The sequence below is a fragment of the Siccibacter colletis genome (assembly GCF_000696575.1).
Taxonomy (GTDB): domain Bacteria; phylum Pseudomonadota; class Gammaproteobacteria; order Enterobacterales; family Enterobacteriaceae; genus Siccibacter; species Siccibacter colletis.
In genome coordinates this window covers 113441-132821 of sequence record NZ_JMSQ01000006.1, presented here as the reverse complement: position 1 = coordinate 132821, position 19381 = coordinate 113441, and the positions used below count along the sequence as shown (strand labels likewise).

The 19381-nt window shown below is 57.1% G+C and carries 19 protein-coding genes; 8 read left to right on the top strand and 11 right to left on the bottom strand.

Annotated elements, in window-relative coordinates:
* Positions 1–13: 13 nt before the first annotated feature.
* Genes ptsH through crr form a run of 3 tightly spaced genes read left to right on the top strand, consistent with a single transcriptional unit; the run spans position 14 to position 2590 of the window.
* Positions 14–271: a phosphocarrier protein Hpr gene (gene ptsH, locus ET34_RS0106300; RefSeq protein WP_000487600.1), complete on the top strand. Its 258-nt coding sequence runs from the start codon at positions 14–16 to the stop codon at positions 269–271.
* A 42-nt stretch (positions 272–313) separates the two neighbouring features.
* Positions 314–2041, top strand: a complete 1728-nt coding sequence (gene ptsI / locus ET34_RS0106295) for a phosphoenolpyruvate-protein phosphotransferase PtsI (RefSeq protein ID WP_031520443.1) — start codon at positions 314–316, stop codon at positions 2039–2041.
* A 45-nt stretch (positions 2042–2086) separates the two neighbouring features.
* The gene (gene crr, locus ET34_RS0106290) at positions 2087–2590 is read left to right on the top strand and encodes a PTS glucose transporter subunit IIA (RefSeq protein WP_031520441.1); all 504 of its coding nucleotides are present in this window, start codon (positions 2087–2089) and stop codon (positions 2588–2590) included.
* Positions 2591–2650: 60 nt separating this feature from the next.
* Here the strand turns inward: crr and cysM are convergent, their stop codons facing one another.
* The 8 genes from cysM to ET34_RS0106250 form a co-directional block, all read right to left on the bottom strand.
* Positions 2651–3562: a cysteine synthase CysM gene (cysM, locus tag ET34_RS0106285; RefSeq protein ID WP_031520439.1), complete on the bottom strand. Its 912-nt coding sequence runs from the start codon at positions 3560–3562 to the stop codon at positions 2651–2653.
* Positions 3563–3629: 67 nt separating this feature from the next.
* On the bottom strand, positions 3630–4724 hold the full coding sequence (gene cysA, locus ET34_RS0106280) for a sulfate/thiosulfate ABC transporter ATP-binding protein CysA (RefSeq protein WP_031520437.1): 1095 nt from the start codon (positions 4722–4724) through the stop codon (positions 3630–3632).
* Entirely contained in the window at positions 4714–5586 is an 873-nt protein-coding gene (cysW, locus tag ET34_RS0106275) for a sulfate/thiosulfate ABC transporter permease CysW (protein ID WP_031520435.1), read from the bottom strand. The genes cysA and cysW overlap by 11 nt, the downstream gene beginning before the upstream one ends.
* Complete coding sequence (gene cysT / locus ET34_RS0106270; protein ID WP_031520433.1) at positions 5586–6419, bottom strand: sulfate/thiosulfate ABC transporter permease CysT; 834 nt, start codon at positions 6417–6419, stop codon at positions 5586–5588. The genes cysW and cysT overlap by 1 nt, the downstream gene beginning before the upstream one ends.
* A complete protein-coding gene (locus tag ET34_RS0106265; protein ID WP_031520431.1) occupies positions 6419–7435 on the bottom strand; it encodes a sulfate ABC transporter substrate-binding protein in 1017 nt (338 codons plus the stop codon). The genes cysT and ET34_RS0106265 overlap by 1 nt, the downstream gene beginning before the upstream one ends.
* Before the next feature lie 163 nt (positions 7436–7598).
* Positions 7599–8498 carry a Dyp-type peroxidase gene (locus ET34_RS0106260; RefSeq protein WP_031520429.1) on the bottom strand — a complete coding sequence of 300 codons (900 nt, stop codon included), beginning with the start codon at positions 8496–8498 and terminating at the stop codon, positions 7599–7601.
* A gap of 92 nt (positions 8499–8590) precedes the next feature.
* Complete coding sequence (locus ET34_RS0106255) at positions 8591–9163, bottom strand: RpoE-regulated lipoprotein (RefSeq protein WP_031520427.1); 573 nt, start codon at positions 9161–9163, stop codon at positions 8591–8593.
* A 63-nt stretch (positions 9164–9226) separates the two neighbouring features.
* Entirely contained in the window at positions 9227–9664 is a 438-nt protein-coding gene (locus ET34_RS0106250; RefSeq protein ID WP_031520424.1) for a DUF2919 domain-containing protein, read from the bottom strand.
* 96 nt (positions 9665–9760) lie between these two features.
* On the opposite strand from ET34_RS0106250, the gene ET34_RS0106245 reads away from it, so the two are divergent.
* Entirely contained in the window at positions 9761–10153 is a 393-nt protein-coding gene (locus tag ET34_RS0106245; protein WP_031520422.1) for a YgiW/YdeI family stress tolerance OB fold protein, read from the top strand.
* A 45-nt stretch (positions 10154–10198) separates the two neighbouring features.
* On the opposite strand, the gene ET34_RS0106240 is transcribed toward ET34_RS0106245, so the two are convergent.
* Positions 10199–10624 carry a GNAT family acetyltransferase gene (locus ET34_RS0106240; protein WP_031520420.1) on the bottom strand — a complete coding sequence of 142 codons (426 nt, stop codon included), beginning with the start codon at positions 10622–10624 and terminating at the stop codon, positions 10199–10201.
* A gap of 212 nt (positions 10625–10836) precedes the next feature.
* Between ET34_RS0106240 and amiA the strand changes: the two genes are divergently transcribed.
* Positions 10837–11712, top strand: coding sequence for an N-acetylmuramoyl-L-alanine amidase AmiA (gene amiA, locus ET34_RS0106235; protein ID WP_031520418.1), 876 nt, complete (start codon positions 10837–10839; stop codon positions 11710–11712).
* A 3-nt stretch (positions 11713–11715) separates the two neighbouring features.
* Positions 11716–12615, top strand: coding sequence for an oxygen-dependent coproporphyrinogen oxidase (gene hemF, locus ET34_RS0106230; RefSeq protein WP_031520416.1), 900 nt, complete (start codon positions 11716–11718; stop codon positions 12613–12615).
* A 42-nt stretch (positions 12616–12657) separates the two neighbouring features.
* Here hemF and ET34_RS0106225 read toward each other — a convergent pair whose 3' ends face one another.
* Positions 12658–13290 carry a LuxR C-terminal-related transcriptional regulator gene (locus tag ET34_RS0106225; protein ID WP_031520414.1) on the bottom strand — a complete coding sequence of 211 codons (633 nt, stop codon included), beginning with the start codon at positions 13288–13290 and terminating at the stop codon, positions 12658–12660.
* Between the two features lie 468 nt (positions 13291–13758).
* Positions 13759–16038: an NADP-dependent oxaloacetate-decarboxylating malate dehydrogenase gene (maeB, locus tag ET34_RS0106220; RefSeq protein ID WP_031520412.1), complete on the bottom strand. Its 2280-nt coding sequence runs from the start codon at positions 16036–16038 to the stop codon at positions 13759–13761.
* A gap of 292 nt (positions 16039–16330) precedes the next feature.
* Here maeB and tal point away from each other — a divergent pair, with 292 nt between their 5' ends.
* Together tal and tkt are read left to right on the top strand one after the other, a co-directional pair.
* Entirely contained in the window at positions 16331–17281 is a 951-nt protein-coding gene (tal, locus tag ET34_RS0106215; RefSeq protein ID WP_031520410.1) for a transaldolase, read from the top strand.
* 20 nt (positions 17282–17301) lie between these two features.
* Complete coding sequence (gene tkt / locus ET34_RS0106210; RefSeq protein ID WP_031520408.1) at positions 17302–19296, top strand: transketolase; 1995 nt, start codon at positions 17302–17304, stop codon at positions 19294–19296.
* Positions 19297–19381 lie beyond the last annotated feature (85 nt).

Here is a 19381-nt window from a genome sequence, read left to right as displayed (position 1 = left end):
TTGGGGAAATACAATGTTCCAGCAAGAAGTTACTATTACCGCTCCGAACGGTCTGCATACCCGCCCTGCTGCTCAGTTTGTTAAAGAAGCTAAAGGCTTCACCTCTGAGATCACTGTGACCTCCAACGGCAAAAGCGCCAGCGCGAAAAGCCTGTTCAAACTGCAAACTCTGGGTCTGACTCAGGGTACCGTTGTTACCATTTCTGCTGAAGGCGAAGACGAGCAGAAAGCGGTTGAACATCTGGTAAAACTGATGGCTGAACTCGAGTAAGTTCGCGTTCTTTTAACGATCAGTCACAAGTAAGGTAGGGTTATGATTTCAGGCATTTTAGCATCTCCGGGTATTGCATTTGGCAAAGCGCTTCTGCTTAAAGAAGATGAGATTGTCATCGACCGGAAAAAAATTTCTGCCGACAAGGTTTCTCAGGAAGTTGAACGTTTCCTGAGCGGTCGTGCCAAGGCATCCGCTCAGTTAGAAGCGATCAAAACGAAAGCCGGCGAAACCTTCGGTGAAGAAAAAGAAGCCATCTTCGAAGGGCATATCATGCTGCTTGAAGATGAAGAGCTGGAGCAGGAAATCATAGCCCTGATTAAAGATAAGCTGATGACTGCCGACGCGGCAGCTCATGAGGTTATCGAAGGTCAGGCTCACGCCCTGGAAGAGCTGGACGATGAATACCTGAAAGAGCGTGCGGCTGACGTGCGCGACATCGGTAAGCGCCTGCTGCGCAATATCCTCGGCCTCGCCATTATTGACCTCAGCGCTATTCAGGACGAAGTAATCCTGGTGGCCGTTGACCTGACGCCGTCTGAAACCGCACAGCTCAACCTGAACAAGGTGCTGGGTTTCATCACGGACATCGGCGGTCGCACCTCGCACACCTCCATCATGGCGCGCTCGCTTGAGCTGCCGGCCATTGTGGGCACCGGTAGCGTGACCACCCAGGTTAAAAACGACGATTACCTGATCCTCGATGCGGTTAACAACAAGGTTTACGTTAACCCGACCAACGAGGTGATTGACGAACTGCGCGCTACGCAGGCGCAGGTCGCTGAAGAGAAAGCCGAACTGGCGAAGCTGAAAGATCTGCCGGCCATTACCCTTGACGGCCACCAGGTTGAAGTCTGCGCCAACATTGGTACCGTGCGCGATGTCGCCGGTGCAGAGCGCAACGGCGCTGAAGGTGTTGGCCTGTACCGCACCGAATTCCTGTTCATGGACCGCGACGCGCTGCCGACCGAAGAAGAGCAGTTCCAGGCCTATAAAGCCGTGGCTGAAGCCTGTGGCTCTCAGGCTGTGATCGTGCGTACCATGGACATTGGCGGCGATAAAGAGCTGCCGTACATGAACTTCCCGAAAGAAGAGAACCCGTTCCTCGGCTGGCGCGCGATTCGTATCGCGATGGATCGCAAAGAGATCCTGCGCGATCAGCTGCGTGCCATCCTGCGTGCTTCCGCCTTCGGCAAGCTGCGCATCATGTTCCCGATGATTATCTCGGTGGAAGAAGTGCGCGCGCTGAAGAAAGAGATCGACATCTTCAAGCAGGAACTGCGCGACGAAGGTAAAGCCTTCGACGAAACCATTGAAATCGGCGTGATGGTTGAAACCCCGGCGGCAGCGACCATTGCGCGTCATCTCGCCAAAGAGGTTGATTTCTTTAGCATTGGTACCAACGATTTAACACAGTATACGCTGGCAGTTGACCGCGGTAATGATATGATTTCCCATCTTTACCAGCCGATGTCACCGTCCGTACTGAATCTTATTAAGCAAGTGATTGATGCATCTCATGCAGAAGGCAAGTGGACCGGAATGTGCGGTGAGCTTGCAGGCGATGAACGTGCTACACTTCTGTTGCTGGGGATGGGTCTGGATGAGTTCAGTATGAGCGCCATTTCTATCCCGCGTATCAAGAAGATTATTCGTAACACGAACTTCGAAGATGCGAAGGTTTTAGCAGAGCAGGCTCTTGCTCAACCGACAACGGACGAGTTAATGACGCTGGTTAACAAGTTCATTGAAGAAAAAACAATCTGCTAATCCACGAGATGCGCGGCCCAAATTACTGCTTAGGAGAGAAGGCTAATGGGGTTATTTAGTAAACTGTTCGGTGACAAAGGCAATAGCGACACCGGAACCATTGAGATCGTTGCTCCACTGTCTGGTGAAATCGTTAATATCGAAGACGTACCGGATGTCGTGTTCGCTGAAAAAATCGTTGGTGATGGCATCGCTATCAAACCGACCGGTAACAAAATGGTCGCACCGGTTGACGGTACCATCGGTAAGATTTTCGAAACCAACCACGCGTTCTCTATCGAATCTGACAGCGGCATTGAGCTGTTTGTCCACTTCGGTATCGACACCGTTGAACTGAAAGGCGAAGGCTTCACGCGTATCGCTGAAGAAGGTCAGCGCGTGAAGAAAGGCGATCCGGTTATCGAATTCAACCTGGCCCTGCTGGAAGAGAAAGCGAAATCCACGCTGACGCCGGTTGTTATCTCCAACATGGACGAAATCAAAGAGCTGATCAAACTCACTGGTAGCGTAACCGTTGGCGAAACCCCGGTTATCCGCATCAAGAAATAAGTTCGATACTGCGAACAAAAATGGCGCCCGAGGGCGCCATTTTTTATTGCCGCAGCGGGCTTAAATCCCGGCCCCCTGGCTGTAGCTCTCTTCGCCAAAGACCCCGGTAGAAAGATAGCGGTCACCGCGATCGCAGATGATGGCCACCACTACCGCGCCGGGGTTGTCATGGGCTACGCGCAGTGCGCCCGCCACGGCACCACCAGAACTCACCCCGCAGAAAATACCCTCCCGCACCGCCAGCTCGCGCATTGTCACTTCCGCATCACGCTGATGAATATCCAGCACCACATCCACCAGGTCAGCGTTATAGATGCCGGGCATCCAGGCGGCAGGCCAGCGGCGGATCCCCGGAATGCTGCTCCCCTCCTGCGGCTGCAGACCGACGATAGTGACAGGCTTACTCTGCTCGCGCATAAAACGCGCCACGCCGGTGATGGTGCCGGTGGTGCCCATGCTGGAAACGAAATGGGTAATGCGCCCGCCGGTCTGCTGCCAGATTTCCGGCCCGGTGGTAGCGTAATGGGCGTAAGGGTTATCCGGATTGTTAAATTGATCGAGCACCTTGCCGTCGCCGCGCTCGGCCATCGCCTGCGCCAGCTCGCGCGCGCCCTCCATCCCCTGCTCTTTCGATACCAGAATCAGCTCTGCGCCATAGGCGCGCATTGCGGCGCGGCGCTCCTGGCTCATGTTGTCCGGCATCAGCAGTTTCATGCGGTAGCCCTTGATGGCGGCAATCATCGCCAGGGCGATACCGGTGTTGCCGCTGGTCGCCTCAATCAGCACGTCGCCGGGCGAAATTTCGCCGCGCGCTTCGGCGCGCTGGATCATCGAGAGCGCCGCCCGGTCCTTCACCGACCCGGCGGGGTTATTCCCCTCCAGCTTTACCCAGATTTCACTGCCGTTATCCGGCCCCATGCGCTGCAGTTTTACCAGCGGCGTGTTACCGATGGTCTGTTCTAGTGTGTTCACGTTTGTCTGTCCGGAAGCATAAAAAAAGCGGCCACGAGGCCGCTTCCACATCGTTTTCGTTAAGCTATCAGGCGGACTGCGCCAGGGCAAGGCGTTCGCTACGTTCGATGCGCTGGTCGCCGTGGTAGAGGCGCGCCTGCTCCAGGCCCACAAAGAGCCGTTCGCCACGCTGCGGAACATGCTCATCCTGAAACACCACCGACAGCGGCTCGTCATACCAGCCCAGCGGCTGCACCACCAGCTGCAGATAGTGCCCTTTCGGGCTGACCTCCAGCACCTGCACCGGCAGTGGAGAATCAAGACTGGTACGGCGGCTGATATCCACTTCCCACGGGCGCAGGAACAGATCCACCGGCCCCTGATAGGATGGCGTATAGCCGAGCGACCAGCGATGCGCGCCGACCTGGAACTGGCCGCCGCGAATTGTACCTTTCAAGCGATTCACCTCGCCGAGGAACTCCAGCACGAAGCGGGTCGAGGGCTCGCGCCACACCTGCTCCGGGGCATCCGCCTGCTCGATGTTCCCCTGGCTCATCACCACCACGCGGTCAGCCACTTCCATCGCCTCTTCCTGATCGTGGGTGACGAACACGCTGGTGAATTTCAGTTCAGCATGCAGCTCGCGCAGCCAGCGGCGCAGCTCTTTACGCACCTGGGCGTCCAGCGCACCAAACGGCTCATCCAGCAGCAGGATTTGCGGCTCCACCGCCAGCGCACGCGCCAGGGCGACGCGCTGCTTCTGTCCGCCGGAGAGCTGTGCCGGATAGCGTTCAGCTAAATGTGCCAGCTGCACCATCTCCAGCAGTCGGGTGACCTTCTGCTTGATGGCGGCTGCGTTCGGTCGCTCGCGACGCGGCAGTACCGACAGGCCAAAGGCGATGTTTTCAAACACCGTCATATGCCGGAACAGCGCGTAGTGCTGGAACACGAAACCCACTTTTCGATCGCGGGCGTGCAGACGACTCACGTCGGTGCCGTGAAAACGGATATTGCCGCTGGTCTGATGCTCAAGCCCGGCAATGATGCGCAGCAGCGTGGTTTTTCCGGAGCCGGACGGCCCCAGCAGCGCCACCATCTGGCCAGAAGGAATATCCAGAGAGATATCGTTCAGCACCTGCGTGCGCCCGAAGGATTTGTTAATTGCGTCAATCTCAATGCTCATGATTTTCCTCCTGATGCTGGCGTTTTTCCTGATTATTCAGGCGCCACTGCACCACACTCTTTAAAAACAGGGTCAGGATCGCCATCAGCGTCAGCAGCGCTGCAGCAGTAAAGGCGCCGACGGTGTTGTAGTCCTGCTCCAGAAGTTCAATCTGCAACGGCAGCGACAGCGTTTCACCGCGAATCGAGCCGGATACCACCGACACCGCGCCGAATTCGCCGATGGCGCGGGCATTGGTCAGCACCACGCCGTAGAGCAGCGCCCAACGAATGTTCGGCAGCGTGACGCGGCGGAACATCTGCCAGCCTGACGCGCCGAGCAAAATCGCGGCTTCATCTTCATTACTGCCCTGGCTCAGCATCACCGGCACCAGTTCACGCACCACGAACGGGCAGGTCACGAAGATGGTCACCAGCACCATCCCCGGCCAGGCGAACATAATTTGCAGATCGTGTTCGTCGAGCCAGCCGCCCAGCGGGCCGTTGGAGCCATAGAACAGCAGATAAACCAGCCCCGCCACCACCGGCGAGACGGCAAATGGAATATCCAGCAGGGTCAGCAGCAACTGGCGGCCAGGGAAGGTGAAGCGCGTCACCAGCCAGGCAAGCAGCGTACCGAACACCAGATTAACCGGCACGGTGATCAGCGCGATCAGCACTGTCAGCCAGATAGCGTGCAGCATATCCGGGTCGGCCAGATTATTCAGAACGGGCATCAGCCCTTCAGAGAAGGCCTTCGAGAAGATGTACACCATCGGTACAACGAGAATGAAGATCGAGACCAGCATCCCGGTGCCGATCAAAAACCATTTACCCCAGTTAATGCGCACGCGGCGCTGTCCTGTTTGCGAAATCGTTGTCATCAGTGCCCCACTACCCGGCGGCCAAAGCGGCTTTGCAGCGTGTTAATCGCGAAAAGAAGCAGCAGCGATGCGGCAAGGATCACCGAAGCTATCGCGCTGGCGGCGGGATAATCGAACTCCTGCAGACGCACGAAAATCATCAGCGAGGTGACTTCAGTTTTCCAGGCGATGTTCCCGGCGATGAAAATTACCGCCCCGAACTCGCCGAGGCTACGGGTAAACGACAGCGCTACGCCCGCCATCAGCGCCGGAGAGAGTTCCGGCAGCACCACTTTGCGGAAACTCTGCCAGCGCGTCGCGCCGAGGGTTTCCGCCGCTTCCTCATATTCCGGCCCCAGCTCTTCGAGCACCGGCTGTACGGTACGCACCACGAACGGGATGCTGGTGAACGCCATCGCCACGGCAATACCGAGCCAGGTGTAGGTGACCTTGATACCAAACTGCGCCAGCCATTCGCCGTAAAAACCGTTTACCGAGAACAGCGAGGCCAGCGTCAGGCCCGCCACGGCGGTGGGCAGCGCAAACGGCAGGTCCATCAGCGCATCCAGCAGCGTGCGGCCCGGAAAGCGATAGCGCGTCAGGATCCACGCCATCAGCAGGCCGAACACGCCGTTAAACACCGATGCCACGGCGGCTGAGAGCAGCGTTACCTTATAGGCAGCCACCACCTGCGGATTGGTGATCACGTCCCAGTACTGTTCCCAGCTCATCTGCGCCAGCTGCATCACCAGCGCGCTGAGGGGTAAAAGTAAAATCAGGCAGACGAACAGCAGGCTGGTTCCCAGGCTCAGGGTAAAGCCGGGCAGCACGCGTCTGGAAGCCACTGCAAACATTACTTACGCCCCTGACTCAACAGCGTGTCGAACTCGCCGCCGCTGGCGAAGTGCGTTTTCATCGCTTGTGGCCAGCCCCCGAAGGTGTCTTCCACGCGGAACAGTTCAGTCTGCGGGAATTTGTCCTTCAGCTTGTCCATCACCTGCGGGTTGTTCACGCGGTAGTAGTAGTCAGTGATGATGGTCTGGGCCTGCGGGCTGTAGAGGTAGTTGAGATAGGCCTTCGCCACTTTCCCGGTACCGTTGGCCTTCACGTTTTTATCCACCCACGCCACCGGGAATTCCGCAAGGATATTCACCTTTGGCACCACCACTTCAAAGCCCTGCGCTTCATACTGTTTGCGGATGTTATTCACTTCCGATTCAAAGCTGATCAGCACGTCGCCGAGGCCACGCTCAACGAAAGTGGTCGTCGCCCCACGACCGCCGGTATCAAACACTTCGACGTTCTTCAGGAATTGCGTCATGTACGCTCTGGTTTTTGCTGCATCGCCGCCGTCGGCTTTATCCGCAGCACCCCACGCCGCCAGATAAGTGTAACGAGCGTTACCGGAGGTTTTGGGGTTCGGGAAGATGAGTTTTACATCGCTGCGGACCAGATCGTTCCAGTCGTGAATGTTCTTCGGATTACCTTTGCGCACCAGAAACGCCATGGTGGAGTAGAACGGCGAGCTGTTGTTCGGGAGCCGCGCCTGCCAGTCGGCAGCGAGCAGCTTGCCGCGGTCGTGCAGGATCTGGACGTCGGTCACCTGGTTATAAGTTACAACGTCTGCTTTTAAGCCCTGCAGAATGGCCAGTGCCTGCTTTGAAGAGCCGGCATGGGACTGTTTTATCGTCAGTTTATCGCCAGCGTTTTCGGCGGCCCACTGCTGCTCAAAGGGAGGATTAAGTGCAGCAAACAGCTCGCGCGATACATCATAGGAGCTGTTCAGCAGTTCTGTTGCCTGCGCATGGCCTGCCAGTAGCAACGAGACCGCTACCGCAAAGCACCCTTTTTTCACTGACTTACCGGCCATGTTTCACCCTTACCCGTGTGACGACGAATGAGGGTTCAGTGTATTTATAACCGGTGGCAAAGCTATAACGCTTTTATATACCGTTTGGTGATTTGCAAGCGTAAAAGGGAATAAGCATTCAGGCGTGAAACAGCCCTCTCCGGTGCGCGAAGAGGGCGAAGGATCAGAGCGCGAACAGGCGCTCCAGCGACGGGGCGAAGTAGTAGCCACCGGTGACGGGACGGGTGAAGCGCAGCATGGCGTCGCGCTTGCCGTCGGTATCGCCAAACATGCTCAGCAGCTGTTGCTCAATGTTATACAGGCGGGCGCTGTAGGCGCAGAAATAAAGGCCATTTTTACCGCTGGCAGTGCCCCACGGCAGGCTCTGACGCACAATCTTCAGCCCTTTGCCGTTCTCCTTGAGATCGACGCGGGTGAGGTGCGATGTCACCGGGCGTACATCGCCGTCAATCTCTTCATTAGCCACTTTGGTGCGGCCGATGATCATCTCCTGATCTTCGACGCTGATGCGGTTGAGCTGGCGCAGGTTATGTTCCCAGCGCTGGACCAGCACGTAGCTGCCGCCGGCATCGATGCCGTCCTGGATCACCGCCACCTCACGACGCAGCTCGTCGCCCTGCGGGTTTTCGGTGCCATCAACGAAGCCGCTCAGGTCGCGATCTTCCACCCAGCGGAAGCCGTGGGTTTCTTCTTCCACTGTCAGCGCCTCGCCAAAGGCGGCAAGCGCAGCCTGGGCAACCGAAAAATTCACGTCATGGCGTAGCGACATCACGTGAATCATCACATCACGCTGGGTTGCCGGTGCCAGGCCTTTACCCAGCGGGGCGAAGTTTTTCAGCTCCTGCGCGCCTTCACCTTCGCTGAGGGTGCGCCACAGATCGTGACCAAAGGCAATCACCGCCCCGAGATGCGCATCGGGAAACTGCAGCTGGAAAGTCGCCAGCTTATCCGCAAACACCCGGCAGCCGGCGCGAATGGCCGCGATATCATCGCTGGCGTTCGCTTCCAGCCAGATAGCGGCGCGACAATGTTCGGGCAAAATGCCGCTCTGAACCTGAGACACGTTTTTCTCCTGAAGCACAGATGCCACACCATGTGGCATTAATCGCGCCATTCTACCCTGGTTTCACCCTTTGCCGTTGCGCTGGCGCATGCTTAGCGCTGCCAGATAATACGCTCCACGCTCCAGCGTTTGAGCACGTCATCCGGCGGCATCAGGCCGTCCGGGCCGCTCCATGCGCCGCTGAACAGATAGTGAATATGCTCGCTGCCCGGGGCTTTACAGCTTACGCCTTTGCTCTCCAGGGTGTTGGCGCTCTGGCAGTTGCCATAGGCTTTGTCATAGAGGTCGGTAAACGGCGTGCCGATACTGACGTCGCTGTCGGTGGTGATGTCTTTATCCAGCACCTCAACGCGGCGCACCGTGGCATCGCCATTCACCACCAGCGCGAGACGATCGTCTTTCAGCGCTTCGAAATAGCGCACGATATTGCCATTTTCCGTCTTCATACCGCTGCGTACCCGGTAATCATCGCCGAGCGCATCGGTGATTGCGCCTTCTTCCAGCGGTGTCGCCGCCGTCAGATCGCCAACGCCCTCTTCGGTGACCTCCAGCGAGGAGCCAAACCAGTTCCACGGGTTCGCGGCAGACCAGGGGACATTTGACAGCGTCGAACACCCGGACAGCAGCAGCGCCGATCCGCACAGCAATACACGCAGCTTTTTCATCACTTCTTCCTTTTAACAATTCCAGACACGCACCTTTGAGTGCTAGCGGCGCAAAAAGTGCCGTTAGTCGTTTTCCGGCTGGAAACAGCCGCGCAGACGACGGCTGGTCAGCATCCACAACAGGGCGTAAACGTCGGTAATCAGCAGCGCCAGCGTGACGCCGGTGACCACTTCGCCCCGCCACCACAGCAGCGCCTGCCAGAGTAGCAGCAGAAGCTGGGTTGCCACCAGCACGCTGCGCCATGCCCGCCACAGCGCAGGCCATTGCTGTCGTCTGCCGCTCAGCATAAACGCGACTGCCGCCGGCAGACCAACCAGCAGGCCGGGCCAGAAGGTATCCCGATCCGGGTAAAACAGCGTCAGCAGCGCACTGCCCTGCTCGCGTGAGGCCCCGGCGATAACGAACAGCACCCAGGTGCGGGCCTGCAATATCAGCACGCCCCAGAACAGCAGCGGCAGTTTCAGCCGCCCGAAGCTGTCGTAATCCGATGGTAAAAACATGTATAGACTCTTGGGCTATTTCTGAATCAGGGCCAAAATTATCGCTGTAGTCCCGGCGCGAAGATAGTCTTTCGCCCTCAACCAAAGGAGATGGAAATGAAAAAAGCAACAATCGCACTGTTAATCGCGGCAAGTGGTCTGGTCGCCGCTCCGGCAATCGCTCAGAAGGGCGGCTTCAATGGCCCGGACAGCACCACCAGCCAGAAACAGGGCGGCTTTGTCGGTCCGGACGCGGCCAGCACGACGGTCGCCGAAGCGAAAAACCTGCGCGACGACGCCTGGGTGGTGCTGGAAGGGAATATCGTCCGTAAAATGGGTAAAGAGCTGTATGAATTCCGCGATGCCAGCGGTAACGTCAATGTCGATATCGACGATCACGTCTGGCAGGGGCTCTCCGTCGGTCCGAATGATAAAGTGCGCCTTGAAGGCGAAGTGGATAAAGACTGGAACTCCGTTGAGATTGACGTGAAGAAAGTCACAAAATCCTGATAGCGTACCGGCCCGCCACCCGGCGGGCCTGATGCCCGGACCCGCCTAGTATTCGTCATCCTCAATCACGCGTTTCCCCAACACCAGCACGTCTTCCTGCTCGTAACCCAGCCGCTCATACAGGCCAATCACGATATCGTTGTCCTCGCGCACCTGGATGTTGATCTTCGGGCAGCCGCGGGCGATAAGTTTTTTCTCCAGCCGGCTCAGCAGCGCATTGGCAATGCCACGCCCGCGAAATTCAGGGTGTACGCCCAGGTAGTAGGCCGAGCCGCGGTGGCCGTCATAGCCGCCCATTACGGTCCCGACGATCTCGCCGCCCACTTCCGCGACCAGAAACAGACTGACGTCGTGGTTGAGCTTGCGTTCAATGTCCAGCTCCGGATCGTTCCATGGACGCAACAGATCGCACCGCTCCCACAGGGTGATAACTTCTTCTGAATCTTCCTGGCGAAAAACGCGTATCTCCATGGTAATCCCCACTTTTTTAATCGCTAAACCCCGATTATGGACCGAAGCGCGGTAATAACCAATATTATCCCTGAGCAACACTGAAGAATGTCCTCAGCGTGCCGATGAATGCCCTGAAACGAAAACTAAAACTTTTCTGCTTCAAGGCTGTCGTTCCGCTGCTACGATACGATATTCCATTTACTGACCATCCATTTTGCAACTCAGGCCGCATGAGCACGATTAAATCCCTGAAAATAACCACCTCACGCCGCCAGCTGCTGCTGACGGGCCTTGCGGCGCTTACGCTGTCCGGTATGAGTAAAGCCCTGGCCCGGGAAGAGAGCAAGGCGCTGAATACCAGCACCGGGCACAGTAAACCGAAAGCCAAAAAACCGGGCGCAAAACGCATTGTAATGCTCGACCCGGGCCACGGCGGCATTGATACCGGTGCCATCGGCCATAACGGGTCGAAGGAAAAGCACGTGGTGCTGGCGATCGCTAAAAACGTGCGCGCCCTGCTGCGCAGCCACGGCATTGAAGCAAAGCTGACCCGGAGCGGCGATCACTTTATACCCCTCTACGACCGCGTGGAAATTGCCCATCAGCACGGTGCCGACCTGTTCATGTCGATTCACGCTGACGGCTTCACCAACCCGTCGGCGGCAGGCGCATCGGTATTCGCCCTCTCTAACCGCGGTGCGAGTAGCGCGATGGCGAAGTATCTTTCTGAGCGCGAGAACGCCGCCGATGAGCTGGCCGGTAAGGCGGCGAAGGATAAAGATCATTTACTGCAGCAGGTGCTGTTCGACCTGGTGCAGACCGATACCATTAAAAACAGCCTGACGCTCGGCTCACACATTCTGCGTCAGATTAAGCCGGTGCACCGCCTGCACAGTAAAGCAACCGAACAGGCTGCGTTTGTCGTGCTAAAATCGCCGTCCATTCCTTCGGTGCTGGTGGAAACCTCCTTCATTACCAACCCGGAAGAGGAGCGCCTGCTCGGCACCACGGCTTTTCGACAGAAGATTGCCCGCGCCATTGCCGACGGCGTAGTAAGTTATTTCAACTGGTTTGATAACCAGAAAGCCCATGCAAAACGTAGCTAATTTATGAAGCCTGACAGCCAACGCGTTAAATCTTTCCTGCTTGCGTTACAGGACGACATCTGTCGGCAGCTCAGCGCTGTCGATGGTTCGGCATTCACCGAAGACGCGTGGCAGCGCGAAGCTGGCGGCGGCGGACGCAGCCGGGTACTGCGTGACGGCGCAATCTTTGAACAGGCAGGCGTCAATTTTTCGCACGTCTACGGCGATGCGATGCCCGCTTCCGCCACCGCGCACCGTCCTGAGCTGGCCGGTCGCAGCTTTGAGGCGATGGGCGTGTCACTGGTGATCCATCCGCGTAACCCGTACATCCCTACCAGCCACGCCAACGTGCGCTTTTTCATTGCTGAAAAGCCGGGTGCCGAACCGGTCTGGTGGTTTGGCGGCGGGTTCGATATGACCCCCTTCTACGGTTTTGAAGAGGATGCGGTGCACTGGCACCGTACCGCGCGCGACCTCTGCCTGCCATTTGGGGAAGATGTCTATCCGCGCTACAAAAAGTGGTGTGATGACTACTTTTATCTTAAACACCGCGACGAGCAGCGCGGGATCGGTGGCCTGTTCTTCGACGATCTCAACGCTCCCGACTTCGAGCACTGCTTTAACTTTATGCAGGCGGTGGGCAACGGCTTTACCGCGGCTTACCTGCCGGTGGTTGAGCGCCGCAAAGCGATGCCCTGGGGTGAACGCGAGCGCGCATTCCAGCTTTATCGCCGTGGCCGCTATGTGGAGTTTAATCTGGTCTGGGATCGCGGCACGCTGTTTGGCCTGCAAACCGGCGGACGCACCGAGTCTATTTTAATGTCGATGCCGCCGCTGGTGCGCTGGGAATATAATTATCAACCGGAAAACAACAGCCCCGAAGCGGCGCTGAGCGAATTTCTGAAAGTTAAAGCGTGGATATAAAGGGTATCAGGGCTCACGAGGCCCTGATATTTAACGTAACGATTAACAGGTTCCTTCCAGATTATCATCCGGACGTACAGCGATACGGCGGCGTAAAAACTGCACCAGCTCCGCATTATTATCGATATTAAATTTTTCCATAATACAGTGCTTATGGGCGCTGACGGTTTTAGCATTGATATTCATCAGCCCGGCGATCTGCCGGTTATTAAAACCCTTAATAGTGAAATGGGCGATTTTTTGCTGCTGGCGCGACAGCATAACGTGACTACAGGTTTTACAGTTGGGCATCACCCATTCACAGTTTCCGGTAATGTGCTCATTCCAGGCAAACAGCACATCGTTGCGTATTTTCGTCATCGGGCTGCGCTTATTGAGATAGACCATGTTCTTCAGGCACAGCGGCGCACGCGGCTGAAGCAGCGGCGCGTCGCCTTCGTAGAAACCGACAATAACGCTGCGTTTTTTGCGGTACTGCAGCAGCGGGTAGCACTGCACGTTATCGCCCGGGCGCACCTCAAGGATAATAATATCCATATAGCCAATAGTCTCTTCGGTCATCTCTTCATAGAAGGTCAATGAACGCTGATACTTCGCTTCGAAAGCCTGATGAAGCGCCTCAATGAGACCGCGTTTAAAAAAATTATCCACGTCCTGAATAATTACATTGATCATTACGCGTACCTTCCGTAGTTATTGATAGCTGCAATAACTGCGTTTCACTCAAACAGCCTTAAAAGCTGAGCGTTCGCAGCGAGAATTTACCTGATGCACGCCCGCACATTATTCATGAGATTAATATACCAGCGGTATTAGCGAAACAGAGAGCCAGCAGGCTTTGTCATACAGGATATAGCGCTGACGCCAGCTGAAGCATGGCATCACAGCCCTGAGAAGATAGCGCGTTATTTCTGCCGGGTCGAGCCCCAGGATGCTAAATATTATTTCCGCCCGACTGAACTAATAGAACATATAAAATAACAATTAACGACCAGCCCTTAAATATTCACGCGATAAATTAAGAATTGGAAAGCATATTTTTATTAAATAATAAACGCCGATTTCCGGAATAAAATAAAAAACGGGAGAGCGTCTCTCAACGTCTCTCCCGTCGGCAAAACGCTGCTGATGCAGCGCCTGCGATTACAGCGGGTTGGTCTGAGCTTCTACCACCGCCAGCGCCACCATGTTAACGATACGGCGCACCGAGGCGATTGGCGTCAGCACGTGTACCGGTTTCGCAACGCCCATCAATACCGGTCCAACGGTCACACCTTCGGAGCTGGAAACGCGCAGCAGGTTGTAGCTGATACGCGCGGCTTCCATGTTCGGCATAATGAGGATGTTAGCGGACCCTTTCAGCGGGCTGTCCGGCATACGCTCGTTACGGATGCTCTCCATCAGCGCGGCGTCGCCATGCATTTCACCGTCAATCATCAGGTCCGGAGCAATCTCACGCACCAGACGCAGGGTTTCGCGCATCTTGAGGGCGGACGGCGAACTGGACGAGCCGTAGTTAGAGTGCGACAGCAGCGCTACGCGCGGCTCAATACCGAAGCGACGCACGGTTTCTGAGGCCATAATCGCAATCTCTGCCAGCTGTTCCGGGGTCGGATCTTCATTGACGTAGGTATCGGCAATGAAGGTGTTGCCGCCCGGCAGCAGCAGCGCGTTCATCGCCCCGGCGGTTTTCACGCCGTCACGGTAGCCGAACAGCGGCTCCAGCACGCCAAAATGTTCATGGTAGTCACCAATGGTGCCGCAGATCAGCGCATCTGCTTCACCACGGTGCACCATGATGGCGCCGATAACGGTGGTGTTGCCGATCACTGCACGCTGCGCCTGCTCCTGCGTTACGCCGCGGCGTTTCATGATGTTGTAGTACTCGCTCCAGTACTCTTTGAAGCGCGGATCGGATTCGTTATTTACGATCTCGAAGTCCACGCCCGGCTTGATCTGCAGCCCGAGTTTCTGAATGCGCATTTCGATGACGCTCGGACGACCAATCAGGATCGGTTTCGCCAGCCCGAGTGACACCAGCTCCTGAGTGGCATGCAGCACGCGGTTATCTTCCCCTTCCGCCAGCACCACGCGTTTCGGATCTTTACGCGCCTGGGAGAAGATTGGCTTCATGAACAGGTTGGTTTTGTAGACGAACTCGGTGAGCTTGTCTTTGTAGGCTTCGAAATCCTGAATCGGACGCGTCGCCACGCCGGAATCCATTGCCGCTTTGGCAACCGCCGGGGCGATTTTCACGATCAGACGCGGGTCAAAGGGTTTCGGGATCAGGTAATCCGGGCCGAAGCTCAGCTCCTGATCGTCATAGGCGGATGCCACCACTTCACTCTGCTCAGCCAGCGCCAGCTCGGCAATCGCGTGCACCGCTGCCAGCTTCATCTCTTCATTGATGGCCGTCGCGCCCACGTCCAGCGCACCACGGAAGATGAACGGGAAACAAAGCACGTTGTTCACCTGGTTCGGGTAATCAGAACGCCCGGTGCAGATGATGGCGTCCGGACGCACCTCTTTCGCCAGCGGCGGCAGGATCTCCGGCTCCGGGTTGGCCAGCGCGAGGATCAGCGGCGCGGTGCCCATCTTCTTCACCATCTCAGGCGTCAGCACTTTCGGACCGGAGCAGCCGAGGAAGATATCCGCCCCGTCAATCACGTCATCCAGCGTGCGCTTGCCGTTGTCGTCGATGGCGTAGGCCGCTTTGGTCTCGTCCATCTTCTCGTCGCGGCCTTTGAAAATAACGCCTTTCGAGTCGCAGACCACGATATTGTGCTTCTGCATACCCAGCGCCACCAGCAGGTTCATACAGGCGATTGCGGCAGCACCCGCGCCGGAGACCACCAGGCGCACGTCAGAGATATTTTTCTCCACCACGCGCAGACCATTCAGGATAGCGGCGGTGCTAATAATCGCGGTTCCGTGCTGATCGTCGTGGAACACCGGAATGTTCATGCGCTCGCGCAGCTTCTTCTCGATGTAGAAGCACTCAGGCGCTTTGATGTCTTCGAGGTTGATGCCGCCAAAAGTCGGCTCCAGCGCCGCGACCACATCAATAAATTTGTCCGGGTTCAGTTCGTCTACTTCGATGTCGAACACGTCAACGCCGGCAAACTTCTTGAACAGTACGCCTTTCCCTTCCATCACCGGCTTACCGGCCAGCGCACCGATATTGCCGAGGCCAAGTACCGCGGTGCCGTTGGAGACCACCGCCACCAGGTTGCCGCGCGCAGTATATTTATGCGCCGCCAGCGGATCGGCTGCGATTTCAAGGCAGGGGGCGGCTACACCCGGGGAGTACGCCAGCGCCAGATCGCGCTGGGTTGCCAGCGGTTTTGTCGGGGAGACCTGGATTTTGCCGGGGATCGGGAATTCATGAAAGTCGAGGGCACTTTGCTTTAACTGATCGTCCATTTTTTGGATCCTTTTTCGTCTCGTTCTGATAAGTGGAGCGTCATGGTGAAGTCACTGGCACACCTGAAGTGCCGCTCAGTATGCCGTCTGCGCCGCCGGTAAACTTTGAAGGCAGCCAAACTCTTACCATTCCCACCGGGTAATGTTAGCAATTCAGGTGCTGTATGTTACCAGGTCTTTAAAGCAATGCCATGCCTGTCTGCTATGCTTTTTTGTTATGCAGCTCATAAATTTCCCGGGCGCGTGACAGGAAACGCACCCACAAGCATTTGCTTTACAAGGAGTATTAACGATGAATCAGTTAGACGGCGTTAAACAGTTCACCACGGTCGTCGCCGACAGCGGTGATATTGAATCGATTCGCAGCTACCAGCCGGAAGATGCGACCACCAACCCCTCTCTGCTGCTGAAGGCAGCGGGCCTGCCGCACTTCGGGCATCTGATTGAAGATGCCATTAGCTACGGCAAGAGCAAGGGCAGCACCCAGGAGAAGCAGGTGGCGCATGCCAGCGACAAACTGGCGGTGTTGGTGGGTGCGGAAATTCTGAAAAGCATCCCTGGCCGCGTGTCTACCGAAGTGGATGCGCGCCTTTCTTACGACAAAGAGAAGAGCATCGCGAAAGCACGCCACATCGTGGAGCTCTATCAGGAGCTGGGCATTGATAAATCGCGCATCCTGATCAAGCTCGCTTCCACCTGGGAAGGCATTCGCGCCGCCGAGGAACTGGAGAAAGAGGGCATCAAGTGCAACCTGACGCTGCTGTTCTCCTTCGCGCAGGCCCGCGCCTGTGCCGAAGCAGGCGTCTACCTGATCTCCCCGTTCGTTGGCCGCATCTACGACTGGTATCAGGCGCGCAAACCGATGGACCCGTATGTGGTGGACGAAGATCCGGGCGTGAAATCGGTACGCAATATCTATGACTACTTCAAGCAGCACCGCTACGACACCATCGTGATGGGTGCCAGCTTCCGCCGCACCGAGCAGATTCTGGCGCTGGCGGGCTGTGACCGTCTGACGATCTCCCCGGATCTGCTGAAAGAGCTGCAGGCTAAAGAGGGCGAGGTGGTGCGCAAGCTGGTCCCGCCGCGTCAGACCTTCCACCGCCCTGCCCCGCTGACCGAAGCGGAATTCCGCTGGGAGCACAATCAGGATCCGATGGCGGTTGAAAAACTGGCTGATGGCATACGCCAGTTCGCTGTTGACCAGCGCAAACTCGAAGATCTGCTGGCCGCCAAACTTTAACCTTTGTCATGGAGAGAAACATGTCTCGTCAAGCGCTTGCTAACGCGGTCCGCGCCCTCAGTATGGACGCGGTACAAAAAGCCAAATCAGGCCACCCCGGCGCTCCAATGGGGATGGCCGACATTGCTGAAGTGCTGTGGAACGATTTTCTGAAGCACAACCCGACCAACCCGACCTGGTACGATCGCGACCGTTTTATTCTGTCAAACGGTCACGCTTCCATGCTGCTCTACAGCCTGTTGCACCTGAGCGGCTACGATCTGCCGATTGAAGAGCTGAAAAACTTCCGCCAGCTGCACTCGAAAACCCCGGGTCACCCGGAGATCGGCTACACGCCGGGCGTGGAAACCACCACCGGGCCGCTGGGCCAGGGGCTGGCAAATGCGGTCGGTCTGGCGATTGCCGAGAAAACCCTCGCGGCGCAGTTCAACCAGCCGGGCCATGAGATCGTCGATCACCACACTTACGTGTTCATGGGCGACGGCTGTCTGATGGAAGGCATCTCCCATGAAGTCTGCTCCCTGGCGGGTACGCTGGGTCTCGGCAAGCTGATTGGCTTCTATGACCACAACGGTATCTCCATCGATGGTGAAACCGAAGGCTGGTTCACTGATGACACGGCGAAGCGTTTCGAAGCCTATAACTGGCACGTCGTGCATGAGATTGACGGCCATGACCCGGAAGCGCTGAAGCGAGCCATTCAGGAAGCTCAAAGCGTCACCGACAAACCATCGCTGATTATCTGTCGCACGGTGATTGGTTTCGGGTCGCCGAACAAAGCCGGTAAGGAAGAGGCGCACGGTGCCGCGCTGGGTGATGAAGAGGTAGCGCTGACCCGTAAGCAGCTGGGCTGGAACTATGCGCCGTTTGAGATCCCGAAAGAGATCTATCAGGCCTGGGATGCGCGTGAGCGCGGCCAGCAGCAGGAAGCAGCGTGGAATGAGAAATTTGCTGCCTACGAACAAGCCCACCCGGAACTGGCACGCGAATTCAACCGCCGTATGGGCGGCGGGCTGCCGGAGAACTGGGAGCAGCTGACCCGCGACTACATCAACAAGCTGCAGGCCGAGCCGGCGAAAATCGCCTCGCGTAAAGCCTCACAGAACGCGCTCAACGAATACGGCCCGGTATTGCCGGAGTTTCTGGGCGGCTCTGCCGACCTGGCACCGAGTAACCTCACCATCTGGTCCGGCTCAACCTCGCTGAAGGAAGATCCGGCGGGGAACTACATCCACTATGGGGTGCGTGAGTTCGGCATGACGGCAATTGCCAACGGTATTGCCCATCACGGCGGCTTTGTGCCCTATACCGCAACCTTCCTGATGTTTGTCGAATACGCCCGTAACGCGGCGCGTATGGCAGCCCTGATGAAAGCGCGTCAGATCATGGTGTATACCCATGACTCGATTGGCCTCGGCGAAGATGGCCCGACCCACCAGGCGGTGGAACAGCTCGCCAGCCTGCGCCTGACGCCAAACTTCAGCACCTGGCGCCCGTGTGACCAGGTTGAAACCGCGGTGGCATGGAAAGCAGCCATTGAGCGCCACAACGGCCCGACGGCGCTGATCCTGTCGCGCCAGAACCTGGCGCAGATGGAGCGTACGCCGGAGCAGGTTGAGGCCATTGCTCGCGGCGGTTACATCCTGAAGGACAGCAACGGCACGCCGGACGCGATCCTGATTGCTACCGGCTCGGAAGTGGAAATTGCCATGCTGGCCGCTGAGCAACTGAGCGCGCAGGGTCATAACATCCGCGTCGTTTCGCTGCCGTCCACCGACGTGTTTGATGCCCAGGACGAAGCATACCGCGAATCGGTACTGCCGTCCGACATCGCTGTACGCGTGGCCATTGAGGCGGGCATCGCGGACTACTGGTACAAGTATGTCGGTCTGAAAGGTGCCATCGTCGGCATGACCGGCTACGGCGAATCCGCTCCGGCCGAGAAGCTGTTCCGGTACTTCGGCTTTACCGTAGAAAACGTAGTCGAGAAAACGAAGAAGGTGCTGGGCAAATAACCCCATACCGTCAATCAACAAAGGCTCATGCGCAGGCATGGGCCTTTTTTTATGGCTCCGCTTTGGATATGCCAGCAGTCAACTC

What these genes read in the sequence shown, in the direction of transcription:
- ptsH (WP_000487600.1), top strand. Translation starts at nt 14, where the DNA reads ATGTTCCAGCAAGAAGTTACTATTACCGCTCCGAACGGTCTGCATACC.
- ptsI (WP_031520443.1), top strand. Translation starts at nt 314, where the DNA reads ATGATTTCAGGCATTTTAGCATCTCCGGGTATTGCATTTGGCAAAGCG.
- crr (WP_031520441.1), top strand. Translation starts at nt 2,087, where the DNA reads ATGGGGTTATTTAGTAAACTGTTCGGTGACAAAGGCAATAGCGACACC.
- cysA (WP_031520437.1), bottom strand. Translation starts at nt 4,724, where the DNA reads ATGAGCATTGAGATTGACGCAATTAACAAATCCTTCGGGCGCACGCAG.
- cysW (WP_031520435.1), bottom strand. Translation starts at nt 5,586, where the DNA reads ATGACAACGATTTCGCAAACAGGACAGCGCCGCGTGCGCATTAACTGG.
- cysT (WP_031520433.1), bottom strand. Translation starts at nt 6,419, where the DNA reads ATGTTTGCAGTGGCTTCCAGACGCGTGCTGCCCGGCTTTACCCTGAGC.
- ET34_RS0106265 (WP_031520431.1), bottom strand. Translation starts at nt 7,435, where the DNA reads ATGGCCGGTAAGTCAGTGAAAAAAGGGTGCTTTGCGGTAGCGGTCTCG.
- ET34_RS0106255 (WP_031520427.1), bottom strand. Translation starts at nt 9,163, where the DNA reads ATGAAAAAGCTGCGTGTATTGCTGTGCGGATCGGCGCTGCTGCTGTCC.
- ET34_RS0106250 (WP_031520424.1), bottom strand. Translation starts at nt 9,664, where the DNA reads ATGTTTTTACCATCGGATTACGACAGCTTCGGGCGGCTGAAACTGCCG.
- ET34_RS0106245 (WP_031520422.1), top strand. Translation starts at nt 9,761, where the DNA reads ATGAAAAAAGCAACAATCGCACTGTTAATCGCGGCAAGTGGTCTGGTC.
- ET34_RS0106240 (WP_031520420.1), bottom strand. Translation starts at nt 10,624, where the DNA reads ATGGAGATACGCGTTTTTCGCCAGGAAGATTCAGAAGAAGTTATCACC.
- amiA (WP_031520418.1), top strand. Translation starts at nt 10,837, where the DNA reads ATGAGCACGATTAAATCCCTGAAAATAACCACCTCACGCCGCCAGCTG.
- hemF (WP_031520416.1), top strand. Translation starts at nt 11,716, where the DNA reads ATGAAGCCTGACAGCCAACGCGTTAAATCTTTCCTGCTTGCGTTACAG.
- ET34_RS0106225 (WP_031520414.1), bottom strand. Translation starts at nt 13,290, where the DNA reads ATGATCAATGTAATTATTCAGGACGTGGATAATTTTTTTAAACGCGGT.
- maeB (WP_031520412.1), bottom strand. Translation starts at nt 16,038, where the DNA reads ATGGACGATCAGTTAAAGCAAAGTGCCCTCGACTTTCATGAATTCCCG.
- tal (WP_031520410.1), top strand. Translation starts at nt 16,331, where the DNA reads ATGAATCAGTTAGACGGCGTTAAACAGTTCACCACGGTCGTCGCCGAC.
- tkt (WP_031520408.1), top strand. Translation starts at nt 17,302, where the DNA reads ATGTCTCGTCAAGCGCTTGCTAACGCGGTCCGCGCCCTCAGTATGGAC.